This is a genomic window from Actinomadura rifamycini DSM 43936 (assembly GCF_000425065.1).
Lineage (GTDB): Bacteria > Actinomycetota > Actinomycetes > Streptosporangiales > Streptosporangiaceae > Spirillospora > Spirillospora rifamycini.
The window spans coordinates 35,876-49,266 of the sequence record NZ_AULB01000038.1 but is presented as its reverse complement, the minus strand read 5'-3'; the positions used below and the strand labels follow the sequence as shown (position 1 = coordinate 49,266).

At 75.3% G+C, this 13,391-nt stretch carries 12 protein-coding genes; 9 read left to right on the top strand and 3 right to left on the bottom strand.

Features of this window, described 5'->3' with window-relative positions; translation table 11 throughout:
* Positions 1 to 7: 7 nt before the first annotated feature.
* Both H505_RS0130035 and H505_RS45235 read right to left on the bottom strand, forming a co-directional pair.
* Positions 8 to 1,018, bottom strand: coding sequence for a hemolysin family protein (locus H505_RS0130035; RefSeq protein WP_026404922.1), 1,011 nt, complete (start codon positions 1,016 to 1,018; stop codon positions 8 to 10).
* The gene (locus H505_RS45235; RefSeq protein WP_051301322.1) at positions 1,006 to 2,427 is read right to left on the bottom strand and encodes a hemolysin family protein; all 1,422 of its coding nucleotides are present in this window, start codon (positions 2,425 to 2,427) and stop codon (positions 1,006 to 1,008) included. The genes H505_RS0130035 and H505_RS45235 overlap by 13 nt, the downstream gene beginning before the upstream one ends.
* Before the next feature lie 306 nt (positions 2,428 to 2,733).
* Here H505_RS45235 and H505_RS0130025 point away from each other — a divergent pair, with 306 nt between their 5' ends.
* The 6 genes from H505_RS0130025 to H505_RS0130000 all read left to right on the top strand — a co-directional run bounded on the left by H505_RS0130025 (position 2,734) and on the right by H505_RS0130000 (position 10,806).
* On the top strand, positions 2,734 to 3,969 hold the full coding sequence (locus H505_RS0130025) for a hypothetical protein (protein WP_026404921.1): 1,236 nt from the start codon (positions 2,734 to 2,736) through the stop codon (positions 3,967 to 3,969).
* A complete protein-coding gene (locus tag H505_RS0130020; RefSeq protein WP_026404920.1) occupies positions 3,966 to 6,260 on the top strand; it encodes a serine/threonine-protein kinase in 2,295 nt (764 codons plus the stop codon). Before H505_RS0130025 ends, H505_RS0130020 begins: the two co-directional genes overlap by 4 nt.
* An 84-nt stretch (positions 6,261 to 6,344) precedes the next feature.
* Complete coding sequence (locus tag H505_RS45230) at positions 6,345 to 7,736, top strand: VWA domain-containing protein (RefSeq protein ID WP_064743736.1); 1,392 nt, start codon at positions 6,345 to 6,347, stop codon at positions 7,734 to 7,736.
* Between the two features lie 4 nt (positions 7,737 to 7,740).
* A complete protein-coding gene (locus tag H505_RS0130010) occupies positions 7,741 to 8,415 on the top strand; it encodes an FHA domain-containing protein (protein WP_026404919.1) in 675 nt (224 codons plus the stop codon).
* Positions 8,412 to 9,941, top strand: coding sequence for a hypothetical protein (locus tag H505_RS0130005; RefSeq protein ID WP_084550979.1), 1,530 nt, complete (start codon positions 8,412 to 8,414; stop codon positions 9,939 to 9,941). Before H505_RS0130010 ends, H505_RS0130005 begins: the two co-directional genes overlap by 4 nt.
* Before the next feature lie 28 nt (positions 9,942 to 9,969).
* Positions 9,970 to 10,806 (top strand): glutamate ABC transporter substrate-binding protein, encoded by an 837-nt coding sequence (locus tag H505_RS0130000; protein WP_026404917.1) that lies wholly within the window; start codon positions 9,970 to 9,972, stop codon positions 10,804 to 10,806.
* A 39-nt stretch (positions 10,807 to 10,845) separates the two neighbouring features.
* Here the strand turns inward: H505_RS0130000 and H505_RS0129995 are convergent, their stop codons facing one another.
* Entirely contained in the window at positions 10,846 to 11,199 is a 354-nt protein-coding gene (locus H505_RS0129995) for an STAS domain-containing protein (protein ID WP_026404916.1), read from the bottom strand.
* A gap of 414 nt (positions 11,200 to 11,613) precedes the next feature.
* On the opposite strand from H505_RS0129995, the gene H505_RS0129990 reads away from it, so the two are divergent.
* From H505_RS0129990 to H505_RS0129980, 3 genes are all read left to right on the top strand, one after another.
* The gene (locus H505_RS0129990; RefSeq protein WP_026404915.1) at positions 11,614 to 12,288 is read left to right on the top strand and encodes a lysophospholipid acyltransferase family protein; all 675 of its coding nucleotides are present in this window, start codon (positions 11,614 to 11,616) and stop codon (positions 12,286 to 12,288) included.
* 93 nt (positions 12,289 to 12,381) lie between these two features.
* Complete coding sequence (locus H505_RS45225; RefSeq protein WP_034520541.1) at positions 12,382 to 13,086, top strand: hypothetical protein; 705 nt, start codon at positions 12,382 to 12,384, stop codon at positions 13,084 to 13,086.
* A 65-nt stretch (positions 13,087 to 13,151) separates the two neighbouring features.
* Entirely contained in the window at positions 13,152 to 13,352 is a 201-nt protein-coding gene (locus H505_RS0129980; protein WP_026404914.1) for a hypothetical protein, read from the top strand.
* The last annotated feature ends 39 nt before the right edge of the window (positions 13,353 to 13,391 follow it).

The following is a 13,391-nucleotide window of genomic DNA, read 5'->3' as shown; positions in this document are numbered from 1 at the left end:
GGACGGGTCAGTGCGGGTTGGTCGCGAGGAGTTCGGCGAGCAGGTCGTCGAGGGTGACGATGCCCGTGAACTCGCCCTCGGCGTCGTGGACGACGGCGAGCGGCGCGCGGGTGCGGCGGAGGCGGCTGACGGCGTCGAGGACGGTGGTCTCGGCGGTGAGGACGGGCGCGGGGTGTGCGAGGTCGGCGGCGCGGCGGTCGCCGTTCGGTTCGGTGATCGCCGCTCGGACGTGCACGATGCCGGGGACGTCGGGCCCGCGGACGAGGAGGCGGCTGTGTCCGCTCGCGGTGGCGACGCGCCGGATCTGCGCGGCGGTCGCGTCCGGGGCGATCGTGGTGACGGCGGTCGCGGGGACGACGAGGCGGCCCACGGTGACTTCGCGCGCGGAGATGGCGCGGCGCAGGAGTTCGTGGTCGTGCCGGCCGATGAGTCCGAGGCGTCGGGATTCGCCGAGGAGGTGGCTGAGCCGGGCGGGGTCGGTGTGCTCGTCGAGTTCGTCCTTCGGTGTGACGCGGAAGAGGCGCAGCAGGGCGTTCGTCGTCGCGTTGAGCGAGGCCAGGACGGGACGGGAGACCTTCGCGAACGCGCGGAACGGGAGCGCGAGGAGGAGCGCGGCCCGCTCGGGGTGGGTGATCGCCCAGGACTTGGGGGCCATCTCGCCGATGACCATGTGCAGGAACGTGACGACGGCGAGGGCGCACGCGAGGGCGATCGCCTTCGAGCCGGCTTCGGGCACGCCGAGGGCGTGCAGGGGCGGTTCGAGGAAGTGCTCGAAGGCGGGTTCGGTGACGATGGCGAGGCCGAGCGAGCACATCGTGATGCCGAACTGGGCGCCGGCGAGCATCAGGGACAGTTCGCGGACGCCCGCGAGGGCGGCGACGGCGGGGCGGCTGCCGGACGCGGCGGCCCGTTCGAGCTGGGGGCGGCCCGCGGCGACGAGCGCGAACTCGGCGGCGACGAAGAAGCCGTTGCCGGCGAGGAGCAGGACGGTGATCAGGAGGGTGGTCAGCGGGTCCATGCGGCCTCCTGGTCGACGGCCTCCCGGCGGGCCGGCTCCGGACGGTCCGCGTCCGCGTCGGCGGCGTCGGCGGCGGCCTCGTCACCCGCCACGCTGATCTTCACTTTCTGCGCGACCCGCCGCGCGATCGAGACGACTTCGAGTTCGACGCGGCCGCCGGGGGCGCGGGGCGACACGGGCAGGCCGAGGTCGAGGGGGTGGCGGTCGCCGGGGGCGGGGAGGCGGCGCAGTTCGGCCATGACGAGCCCGCCGAGGGTGTCGTAGGAGTCGCCTTCGGGGAGGGTGAGGCCGATGAGCCGGGAGACCTCGTCGACGCGCAGGCCGGCGTCGACGAGCCAGGAGCCGTCGGGCGCGGACGTGGGGGCGTCCTCGTGGGCGTCGGTCTCGTCGGCGATCTCGCCGACGAGTTCTTCGGCGACGTCCTCGAAGGTGAGGATGCCGGCGAGGCCGCCGTACTCGTCGACGACGCACGCGAACTCCTCGCCGGTCTCGCGCATCTGCTCGATGACGCCGTACAGCGGCTGGCTGCCGGGGACGAGCAGGGCGGGACGGGCGATGCGGGCGAGGGGGGTCGCGGGGTCGAGGGAGTCGTCGGCGACTTCGCGGGCGCCCGCGACGCCGACGATGTCGTCGACCTCGGTGCCGTAGACGGGGTAGGTGCTGTGCCCGGTGTCGCGGATGAGGGCGATGAGGTCGCCGGCGGTGGCGTCGGCGGGCATGGAGCGGACCTGGGGGCGGGGGACCATGACCTCGTCGGCGGTGCGGTCGCCGAAGGAGAGGGCGCGTTCGAGCAGGCCGGACAGGTCGGCGGGCAGGTGCCCGGAGCTGTGCGACTTGCCGATGATGTCCCCGAGTTCCTCGAGGGTCGCGCCGCTGTGGAGTTCTTCGACGGGTTCGACGCCGACGGCGCGGAGGAGCCGTTCGGCGGAACGGTCGAACAGCCGGATCAGCGGCCCGAAGACCGTCAGGTAGACGAGGGTGGACGCGGCGAGAGCGCGCGCCAGGGATTCGGCGCGGGCGAGCGCGAGGTTCTTCGGGAACAGTTCGCCGAGGAGCATCTGGATGAGCGTCGCGAGGACGAATCCGGTGGCGAGGGCGATCGCTCCGGTGGCGCCTTCGGGGATTCCGGTGACGGCGAGGAGCGGTTCGATCAGTTCGGCGAGGGCGGGCTTGGCGATGAAGCCGACCACGAGGGTCGTCATCGTGATGCCCAGCTGGGCGCCGGAGAGCATGAACGACACGCGGCCGATGACCTTCACGGCCCGTTTGGCGGAGGTGTCGCCGCGTGCGGCGGCCTGTTCGAGCGCCGCGCGGTCGGCGGCGACGAAGGCGAATTCCTGTGCGACGAAATAGCCGGTGGCGGCGGTGAGGACGATCACCGCGAGCACACCCAGTACAGCGGTTACCACGATGCACCGGGTCTATGACTGGGGTCCGACACTGCGGACTCACTGCTCCTTTCAGCTGAGGCTCATCTGGGTAACGCCATCTTGCGCCATGACGTTCCCGGTGGAAAGAGTACGGCCACGGCTTTCGAACGCCGGAAGCCGTGGGGCGGCGGGGAGGGTGCCTGTGGAGAAAGAAGCTTGTCTCGCCTAGTGTCACGGATCACACTTGATGGGGAGTGTCTGCCCGATCCTGGTGCGATCCGTGCTCCCAGACGCACGGTCGGGCGACGCGCCCCCACGGGGACCTAGAGAAGACGCGGGGCTGACGTGGACGAGAGCGGGGCCGGGGCCGCCGCGCCCATGAGCCGGGAGGGGGTCGACCATGCCCTGCGCGGGCTCGAAGCGGAACGCGACCGCATCTCGGCGTCGCTGGTGGAGCTGGAGGGGCACGAGGGGCTGCGGCTGCTGAAGGGCGCCCGCCTGACGGGGGAGACGTTCCGGCGCTGGGAGGCGGCGCGGGCGCGGCTGGAGCTGCTGTGGCGGCTGTTCGAGGCGTACCGGGGGGTGCTGGACGAGGCGTCGGGGCTGCGCGACCGGTCGTCCCGCCCGGACGTGGCGACGCTGGCGGAGCTGTCGGGGCTGCTGTCGGGGGCGTCGGTGCCGCTGCCGGGCGGCGAGGTGCCGCTGGCGGACCGGACGCTGCTGGGGCCGCGGGAGCGGAGCGTCCCGCTGGACGAGGCGGTGGCGCTGATGTCGGAGGCGTTCGAGTTCGTGGCGCGGGAGGTCGCGGCGGCGGACGCGGCGTGGTCGGCGCTGCTGCTGCCGCTGGAGGAGGCGGAGGCGCAGTGGCGGGACGCGGCGAAGCTGGCGCACGCGCTGGACGGCACGCGGCATCCGGAGCTCGACCGGCTGGGCCGGGAGCTGACGGCGCTGGGCCGGGTGGTGCGCACCGATCCGCTGTCGCTGGTGCGGGACGGACGCGCGGACACGTCGCGGCTCGACCGGCTGTGCGGGACGCTGCGGGCGCTGGGCGACGAGCTGGCGGGCGTGACGCGGATGCGGGACGGCTACGCGGGGGTGGCGGCGCGGCTGGCGGAGTCGGTCGAGGAGGTCGCGGGCGTCGAGGCGGAGGCGGCCGAGGCGTACGCGACGGTGCGGGTGAAGATCGGGTCGTCGACGGTGCCGGAGCCGGCGCGGGGCCTGGCGGCGGGCCTGCGGGACCGGCTGGCGGCGCTGGAGCGGCTGCGGGAGGCGGGCCGCTGGGTGGAGCTGGCGGGGCGGGTGGCGGAGCTGGAGCGGACGGCGGAGGACGCGCTGGAGCGGGCGCGCAGCGATCTGCGGCTGAGCACGGGCCTGCTGGACCGGCGGGCGGAGCTGCGGGGGCGGCTCGACGCGTACCGGGCGAAGGCGGCGCGGCTGGGGCTGGCGGAGGACGAGCGGTTGAGCGCCCTGTACGAGGAGGCGCGGGACGTGCTGTGGACGGCGCCGTGCGATCTGCGCCGGGCGACGGCGCTGCTGGCGGAGTACCAGCGGACGGTCCGGGCGGGTGAGGCCGCCCGATGATCCGGTGCGCCCAGCCCGGCTGCGCGGGCGTCGTGGACGAGGACGGCTTCTGCGACGTCTGCGGCATGGCGCCCCCGGACGAGCCGCCGCCGGACCCGTCGGGGTCCGGTGCGTCCCTCGGCTCGGCCGCGACGATGCCGGGCGGGGCGCACGGGCCGGGCGGGGCGCGGGGCCCGGAGGCGCCGTCGGGCGGGAGCGGGTCGGGCGGGAGCGGGTCGGGGCGGCGCGGGATGCTGGGCGCCGGGCTGGTGGAGGTGCCGCCGGTCCCGGCGCGCGATCCGGCGTCGGCGGTCATGCGGAACCCGGTGGTGCCGGAGAGCCGGCGGTTCTGCAGCCGGTGCGGGGAGCAGGTGGGGCGGAGCCGCGACGGGCGCCCGGGGCGCACGGAGGGGTTCTGCGCGCGCTGCGGGCACGCGTTCTCGTTCACGCCGAAGCTGCGCCCCGGGGATCTGCTCGGCGGGCAGTACGAGGTGCTGGGCTGCCTGGCGCACGGCGGGCTCGGCTGGGTGTATCTGGCGCGCGACCACAACGTGAGCGGCCGGTGGGTGGTGCTGAAGGGCCTGCTGGACGCCGGGGACGCGGATTCGCTCGCGGCGGCGGCGGCCGAGCGGGCGTTCCTCGCGGAGGTCGAGCACCCCAACATCGTCAAGATTTACAACTTCGTGCGGCACGGCGACTCCGGCTACATCGTGATGGAGTACGTGGGGGGCCGGTCGCTGAAGGACATCCTGCTGAGCCGCCGCGACGCGGAGGGCGAGGACGCGGCGCTGCCGCTCGGGCAGGTGATCGCGTACGGGCTGGAGGTGCTGAGCGCGCTCGGCTACCTGCACGGGGTGGGGCTGCTGTACTGCGACTTCAAGCCCGACAACGCGATCCAGTCGGAGGAGCAGCTGAAGCTGATCGACCTCGGCGGGGTGCGGCGGATGTCGGACGCGGACGGGCCGGTGTTCGGCACGCCGGGCTACCAGGCGCCGGAGGTGGCGTCGCGGGGCCCGTCGGTCGCGTCGGACCTCTACACGGTGGGCCGGACGCTGGCGGTGCTGAGCTTCCCGTTCCGCGGGTACACGGCGCGGCACCTGCGGAGCCTGCCGCCGCGCCGCGAGGTGCCGCTGTTCGAGCGGTACGACTCGTACCACCGGGTGCTGCGGCGCGCGACGCACCCGGACCCGTCCCGCCGGTTCCGGAGCGCGGCGGAGATGGCGGACCAGCTGACCGGGGTGCTCCGGGAGGTGCTGTCGGCGGAGGACGGACGGCCGCGCCCGGCGCCGTCGTCGATGTTCGGGCCCGAGCAGTACACGGCGGGCGCGGAGGTCGAGGCGGCGCGGCCGGGCGGTGCGGCGCCCGCGCGGGTGCTGCGGGTGCCGGAGCCGGCCGCGGCGGCGGCGGCGCTGCCCGCCCCGCTGGTCCCGGCGGCGGATCCGGCGTCGGCGTTCCTCGCGGGCCTGACGGCCCGCGACCCGGGCGACCTGGCGGCCGCGCTGAGCACCGCGCCGGTCGCGTCTCCCGAGGTGAGGCTGGCGCTGGCGCGCGCGCGGATCGGGCTGGGCGACCCGGACGGCGCGGCGGCGCTGCTCGACGAGATCGAGGCGGAGCGGCCGGGCGACTGGCGGGTCGACTGGTACCGGGGGGTGCGGGCGCTGGCGGGCGGCGACGCGGCGGCGGCGGCGCGCGCGTTCAACGGCCTGTACGACCTGATGCCGGGGGAGCAGGCGCCGAAGCTGGCGCTGGCGTTCTGCCACGAGTGCCGGGGCGACGCGGCGTCCGCCGGGCCCTACTACGAGACGGTGTGGCGGACCGACCCGACGCACGTGAGCGCGGCGTTCGGGCTGGCGCGCGTCCGGCTCGCGGCGGCGGACCGGGCGGGCGCGGAGCGGGTGCTGGACGCGGTGCCGCGCATCTCCAGCGACTACCTGGCGGCGCAGCTCGCGGCGGTCGCGGCGACGGTGCGGGGCCGGGAGCCGGGCGCGCTGTCGGCGGCGGCGCTGCTGGCGGCGGGGCGGCGGCTGGAGTCGCTGCGGCTGGACACCGAGCGGCGCGCCGCGTTCACGGCCGAGGTGCTGGAGGCGGCGCTGGCGTGGGTGCGGGCGGGCGCGGGCGGGGACGCGGGCGGGTCGGCCGCGGCGCGGTTCCGGTCCGGCCGGAGGCTGCTCGGCACGCCGCTGCGGGAGCCCGCTCTGCGCGCGCGCCTGGAGGAGACGTACCGGCTGCTGGCCAAGCTCGCCGACACCCGGGACGTCCGCCACGCGATGGTCCGGCGGGCCAACGCCGTCCGCCCGAGAACGCTGCTGTAGCCGATGACGCCCCCCACGCCCCCCACGCCTCACGCGCCCCCCGCCGCCGCCCCGCCCCCCGTCCCCGACCAGGGAGCCCGCCCGATGAGCGACCTTCCCGAGTTCCGGATCAGCGTCGACCAGAACCCGTACCTGCCGGACGGCGGGCGGGACATGCACGCGATCGTGTCCGTGGAGGCGCGGGCGCCCGGCGGGGGCGGCGCCGGGACGGACGCAGCGGCGGCCGAGGTGATCGTCATCGACACGTCCGGGTCGATGTCGTTCGGCGGCAAGATGGCCGCGGCGAAGCGCGCGGCGGCCACGGCGGTCGACGTGCTGCGCGACGGCGTGCACTTCGCGGTCGTCGCGGGCGCCAACCGGCCCCGGATGGTCTTCCCGCAGGGGGAGCGGCTGGTGCGCGCGGACGCGCGGACGCGGCAGAGCGCGGTGCGCGCCGTCCGGCGGCTGGACGCGGCGGGCGGGACGGCGATCGGGTCGTGGCTGCGGCTCGCGGACCGGCTGCTGGCGGGGCACGACGGCGCGGTGCGGCACGCGATCCTGCTGACGGACGGCAAGAACCAGCACGAGTCGGCGGCGGAGCTGGACGCGGTGCTGCGGCGGTGCGCGGGCCGGTTCGTGTGCGACGCGCGCGGCGTCGGCACGGACTGGGAGGTCGCGGAGCTGCGCAAGATCGCGTCGGCGCTGCTGGGCGGGTTCCTGGACGTCCCCGACCCGGCCGACCTGGAGGCGGACTTCCGGGCGATGGCGCGCACCGCGATGGGCAAGCGGGTCGCGGACGTGGCGCTGCGCGTGTGGACGCCGCAGGCCGCGGAGCTGCGGTTCGTGAAGCAGATGGTCCCGGCGGTCGAGGACCTGACGGCGCGCCGCGTGGCGTCCGGGGAGCGGACGGGCGACTACCCGGTGGGCGCGTGGGGCAGCGAGGCGCGCGAGTACCACCTGTGCGTGCGGGTCCCGGCGGGCGCGATCGGGCAGCGGATGCGGGCGGCGTGGGTGAAGCTGGTGGCGCCGGGCGGCGCGGTGCTGGCGTCGGGGAACGTGCTGGCCGAGTGGACGGACGACGAGGCGCGGTCCACCCGGATCAACCGGCGGGTCGCGCACCACACGGGGCAGTCGGAGCTGGCGGAGGCGGTGCGGGAGGGGTTGGAGGCGCGCCGGGCGGGGGACGAGGAGACCGCGACGCGGCGGCTCGGCCGGGCGGTGGTGCTGGCGCGCGAGGTGGGGAACGAGCAGATCGCGGGGCTGCTGGACCGGGTGGTGGAGGTGGTGGACGGCGAGTCGGGGACGGTGCGGCTGCGGTCGGGCGTGGCGAAGGCGGACGAGATGGCGCTCGACACCCGGTCGGTGCGGACGGTGCGGACGGTGCGGACACGGCCGGGTCCGGCGGGGGATCATGGCAGTGAACCGGAACATTCCGGCGAATCGGACGAGGCGCGCCGGGCCGAGCAGGCGGGGCCGCCGGGAGAGGCGGGGAGCTGAGGCCATGCCGGTATGCCCGATCGGTCACCGGTCCGACGACGCGGAGTACTGCGACGTGTGCGGCCGTCCGATGGACGCGACGATCCCCGCGAGCACGATCGCCGGGTTCTGCCGCCACTGCGGCACGCCGCGGACACCGGACGCCCGCTTCTGCGAGAACTGCGGCACGCGGTTCGAGGAGCCGCGGCCCCCCGAGCACGGCGCGTCCGCCGGCGGCCGGGGCCTCCCGCGCATCCCCGGCCCGCGGCCGCCGGTCAGCGCGCCGCAGGGCTGGGTCGCCGTGGTCGGCGCCGACCGCGCCTACTACAACTCCGTGATCGCCGAACTGGGCCCGGACGCGCCCGACCTGGACTTCCCGCCGTACTGCCCCGAGCGCCGGATCCCGCTGCGCGACGGCGAGGTGTGGATCGGGCGGCGCAGCGCGTCCCGCGGCATCGCCCCCGCGATCGACCTCGGCGAGCCGCCCGCCGATCCCGGCGTGTCGCACCTGCACGCCGTCCTCAACGCGCACGCGGACGGCACCTGGACGCTCACCGACCACGGCGCCCGCAACGGCACCACCATGAACGGCGAGGTCGAGCCGCTGAAGGCGATGGTGCCGGTGCCGGTCGGGGACGGCGACCGCATCCACGTGGGCGCCTGGACGACGATCACCCTGACCAGGCGGGGCGGGCCATGACCGCCACTCCCCCGCGCGACTCCGCGCCCGACGAGCCGCCCGAACCCCCCGAACCGCCCGAACCCCCCGCGCGGCCCGCGCCGTCCGGCCCGTCCGAGCCGGCCCGGACGGGCTGGACGCGGCGGACGCCGAGCACGATCCCCGGCCGGATCCGCCTGCAGCTCGCGCTCGTCCTGCTCGCCCAGGCGGGGCTGCTCGCGGTGCTCGCCGTCGCGGTCGACGACGCCCGCGACTCCGTCCGGATGATCGGGCACGAGGAGGGGCCGCAGGTCGTCGCCACCGGCACCCTGTACTTCGCGCTCAGCGACATGGACGCGCAGGTGTCGAACGTCCTGCTGATCGGCGCCGACCACGGGCTCGGCATCGGGCGGGCGGAGAGCCTGCGGATCTACGAGGAGCGCCGGGCGCAGGCGGACGCGGCGGCGGTGCAGGCCGCGCAGCTCGCCGGCGGCGACCCCGCGCTGCGCCGCACCGTCCGGGACGTCCTGGACGGCCTCGGCCGGTACGAGCGGCTCGTCGGCCGGGCGCTCCAGCTCAGCGAGCAGGCGGGGCACCCGCCGGGGGAGCTCCCGCCGGACGTCGTCGACGCGTACCGGCAGGCGACCGACCTGATGAAGCTGGAGATCCTCCCGAAGGCGTACAACATCACGCTCGACAGCGGCGCGCGCGTCGAGCAGGCGTACGAGACCGAGCGTTCGGACGTCCTGGCCGGGAGGGCGTGGCTGCTGCTGCTGGGCGCGGTGTCCCTGGGCCTCCTGCTGGCGCTCCAGGTGTACCTGGCGCGCACGTTCCGGCGCCTGCTGAACCCCGCGCTCGTCCTGGCGACGGCCGGGACGGTCGTGCTCACGGCCGTGGCCGCCGCGCTGCTGACCGCGCACGCCGGGCATATCGAGCGGGCGAAGGAGGACGGGTTCGACTCGATCCTCGCGCTGTCGCGGGCCCGCGCGATCAGCCACAACGCGTTCGCCGACGAGAGCCGCTTCCTGCTCGACCCCGGCCGCGCCGACACCTACGACCAGGTGTACCTCGACAAGTCGCTGTCGGTCGTCTACCCCGACATGGGCGACCGGCCGCTGAACCTGGAGAACTACTACGCGGCGCTCCAGGGCGCGCTCGCGGCGTACGAGCCGGGCACCGGGCGGGACGCCCCGTTCCTCGGCTTCTTCGGGGACGCGGCGAGCGCCGCCCGGCGGGGCCGCGAGGCCGACGCGCTGAAGCGGACCCTGACCGCCTACCTCGCCGTCCAGCGGACCGACGAGGAGATCCGGCGGCGCGCGGCCGAGGGCGACCGGGCCGCCGCCATCGGGCTGCGGATGAACCGCACCGCCGGCGCCCTGCACGATTTCGCCGCCTACGACGCCGCGCTGGACGCGCTGACGTCGGTGCACCGCGACGCGCTCGACGACGCGGTCACCGCCGCCGACGGCGGGCTGCGCGGCTGGACCGCCGTCCCGGCCGCCGCCGTCGCCGCGACCGCGCTGCTCGCCGTCGCCGGCGTCCGGCCCCGGCTCGCCGAGTTCCGCTGACCGAGCCACCAGGACCCAGGAGGACCCCGTGCGCGCGACCCGACCCGCCGCCCCGGCCCTCGCCGCCGCCCTCGCCGTCCTCGCCGTCCTGCCGGCCGCCGGCTGCGGCATCGGCGGCCCGCAGCGGCGCACCATCGCCGACAACGCCCGGCTGGTCGTCGGGGTGAAGGAGGACCAGCCGGGCCTCGGCGTCAAGCGCGCCGACGGGACGTACGCGGGGTTCGACGTCGACGTCGCCACCTACATCGCGGGACGGCTCGGCGTGCCGCCCGAGCGGATCACGTTCACCACCACGAACTCGTCCGTCCGGGAGGAGGCGCTCGCCGCGGGCCGCGTCGACATGATCGTCGCGACGTACTCGATCACCGCGGCGCGCAAGCGGAAGGTGGCGTTCGCCGGGCCGTACTACGTGGCCCACCAGGACACGCTCGTCCGCCCCGGGCTGCCGGGCGTCGAGGACGTCCGGGACCTCGCGGGGCGGGAGATCTGCGCGGTGACGGGGTCGAACTCGTGGCGCCGCGTGATCGAGGAGCGCGAGGTCGCGGCCGTGCCCGTCCGGTACCCGACGTACGGGGCGTGCATGGAGGCGCTCGCGCGCGGCGACCTCGACGCCGTCTCGACCGACGACCTCATCCTCGCGGGGTTCGCGGGGGACGGGCCGGGCCGGATCCTCAACGACCCGTTCACGGACGAGAAGTACGGCGTCGGGGTGCGCAAGGGCGATCTGGAGGGGTGCGCGGCCGTGAACCGGGCGATCACCCGGATGTACCAGGACGGGACGGCGGAGCGGCTGCTGCGCAAGTGGTTCGGCGAGTCGGGGCTCGACCTGACGACGAGCGTCCCCCAGTTCGAGGGCTGCTCGTGACGCCCGTCCCGGACGGACGGTCCGGGGAAAGGGCCCGGGTCAGCCGCGGGTGGCGGACGGCATGGCGGCGAGGGCCTCGCGGAGCGTGTCGTGGACCGGGACGTACTTGTCGACGCCGGTGATGCTGAAGACCCGCTGCACCCGCTGCGGGAGCGCGACGAGCGCCAGGTAGATGTCGCGCTCCAGGGCCCGCCGGTTCGCGACGACGATGACGTTGAGGCCGGTGGAGTCGCAGAACGTGACCTCGCGCATGTCGACGACGACCGGTCCGCCCGCGCCCACCACCTCGAGCAGCGTCTCCTCGAAGCGTTCGCGCGACACCACGTCGATGTCGCCCTTGACGCGGACGAGGGTGCAGCGGTCGTCCCGCATGAGGTTGATGTCGAAGTCCATGGTCACCTCCACGCGCCCCTGCTCATCGAGGTCCCCCCAGGGCCTCTCAGGTGACTCCTCAGCATTACCTACTCGGCGCCCGCAATCCAAGGCTTGCCGGTGAAAGGGCCAGGTCGCCCGAGCTTGTCCCCGGGACCGTAACACGCCGGGAGGGGGGCGCCGCGCGCCCGCGCGGGCAAAAACTTACTCAACAGAAACTTACCTTGCAGTAATGAATGGCCGGCCGGATGGGCGCCGCGTCCAATGGGATAGATCTCACAGAACCGGTGCCGCTACCCGGGAACTCGCTTCCGCGCGACCCCTGACCAGGGCCGCGACCATTCCCCCTCACTCCGTGGTGAGAAAATCGGGGCGGACGCACGGGCGGGGATCGACCCGGGCGTTACAGTGGCGTTGGCGAAATCGGGAGGCTGGATGTTCTACACGTTCATGACGCGCGTGGTGCGTCCGATCCTCTGGCTGCTTTTCCGCCCCAAGGTGGAGGGCGGGGAGAACGTGCCGAGCTACGGGCCCCTCATCGTCGCCAGCAACCACCTGTCGTTCATCGACAGCTTCATCATCCCGCTCGCCGTGCCGCGCCCGGTGACCTACATCGCCAAGGCCGACTACTTCGAGGGCGGCGGGCTGAAGAAGGGCTTCGTCCGCTGGTTCCTCACCAACCTCGGGCACGTCCCGGTCCGGCGCGGCGCCCGCCGCGCCGCCATGGGCGCCCTGGAGCAGGCCGCCGAGGTGCTCGACAACAGCGGCGCGTTCGCCGTCTACCCGGAGGGCACCCGCTCCCAGGACGGCCGCCTCTACCGCGGCCGCACCGGCATCGGCTGGCTCGTCCTGGAGTCCGGCGCGCGCGTCCTGCCCGTCGGCCTGGAGGGCACCGAGAAGATCCAGCCGATCGGCGCCTCCTGGCCGCGGTTCTTCGGCCCGCGCCCGACCGTCCGCATCGGCCCCCCGATGGACTTCTCCCACTACGCCGACCTGCCCCCGGCCAAGGCCCGCCGCGCCATCACCGACGAGATCGTCGAGACCATCCAGAAGCTCTCCGGGCAGGACTACGCCGGCTGCTACAACGAGCGCGCCGACCACCAGACCTGACGCCCGCCCGCCGGGGTCTCCGCGCCCGCCGGGTGTCCGCGCCGGGCGTGTCGCCGGGCCGGTTTCGCCCGCCCTGCCCGTAAGGTCGCGGGCATGGCGCACCGGCTCCTCCCGCTCGTCCTCGCGGCGGCCCTGACCGCCGCGGCGGCGTCCGCGTGCGGCGGCGACGAACCCGCCCGGACGTCCGGCGGCGGCGGGAGCGTCGCGGTCGCGGGCATCGGCTACACCTCCGACCAGCTCGCCCAGGCGCTGCTCACCGAGCTGACCGGCTACCAGCGCGGCGGCGACCCCGACCTCGGCGAGTACGGGACGCTCCGCGCCATCCGCAACGCCGCCCGCCTCCAGGACGGCGTGGAGCTGGACAAGCCCCGCTGCGGGAACGGCGCGGGCGGCCCCGGCGGCCGGATCCCCGCGAACGTCCCGGCCGCGCTCGTCACGTTCGCCAAGGGCAACGGCCAGACCGCGACCCAGACCCTCATGGCGATGCCCGCGGACGAGGCCGAGGAGCAGGTCAACGCGCGCGTCCCGTCCGGCTGCCTCACCTTCCGGACGCGGCTCGGGTCGAAGTGGGCCGAGCACCGCGTCACCGAGTCGCCGCGCGGCGCCATCGGCCAGGGCTCCCGCACCGTCGGCGTCACGACGATCGCCGGCACCGCCCACACGAAGGCGTGGTACGTCGTCTTCCGCGGCCGCGACTACCTCGCGACGATCTCCGTCGTCGGGCCGAACGCGTCCCGGGACGAGGCCGAGCGCATCGCCGCCGAGGCCCGCGAGCACGCCGGGCGGTTCCTCCCCTGACACCCGCGGCGCGCACCGGATAATCTGCCCCTAAGCGGCAGTGCGGAAGACGGGCGGGAGAACTGTTGATCGGCAAGCAGGGCCGGGTCACCGGCAAGATCGGCCCCGGGCTCGTCGGCGAGGTCATGATCCCGATTCGCGGCGGCGTCGAGGCGTTCTACGCGCACCCGGTCGACCCCCGCGACGAGATCTCGGTCGGCACGCTCGTCATCGTCGTCGAGCACCAGCCCCCGCGGACCGTCTACGTGGCTCCCGCCTTCGGCTGACGCACGGAACGCACCGGGAACGGACGACCGCGCGCGAGT

What these genes read in the sequence shown, in the direction of transcription:
- H505_RS0130035 (WP_026404922.1), bottom strand. Translation starts at nt 1,018, where the DNA reads ATGGACCCGCTGACCACCCTCCTGATCACCGTCCTGCTCCTCGCCGGC.
- H505_RS0130020 (WP_026404920.1), top strand. Translation starts at nt 3,966, where the DNA reads ATGATCCGGTGCGCCCAGCCCGGCTGCGCGGGCGTCGTGGACGAGGAC.
- H505_RS45230 (WP_064743736.1), top strand. Translation starts at nt 6,345, where the DNA reads ATGAGCGACCTTCCCGAGTTCCGGATCAGCGTCGACCAGAACCCGTAC.
- H505_RS0130010 (WP_026404919.1), top strand. Translation starts at nt 7,741, where the DNA reads ATGCCGGTATGCCCGATCGGTCACCGGTCCGACGACGCGGAGTACTGC.
- H505_RS0130005 (WP_084550979.1), top strand. Translation starts at nt 8,412, where the DNA reads ATGACCGCCACTCCCCCGCGCGACTCCGCGCCCGACGAGCCGCCCGAA.
- H505_RS0129995 (WP_026404916.1), bottom strand. Translation starts at nt 11,199, where the DNA reads ATGGACTTCGACATCAACCTCATGCGGGACGACCGCTGCACCCTCGTC.
- H505_RS0129990 (WP_026404915.1), top strand. Translation starts at nt 11,614, where the DNA reads ATGTTCTACACGTTCATGACGCGCGTGGTGCGTCCGATCCTCTGGCTG.
- H505_RS45225 (WP_034520541.1), top strand. Translation starts at nt 12,382, where the DNA reads ATGGCGCACCGGCTCCTCCCGCTCGTCCTCGCGGCGGCCCTGACCGCC.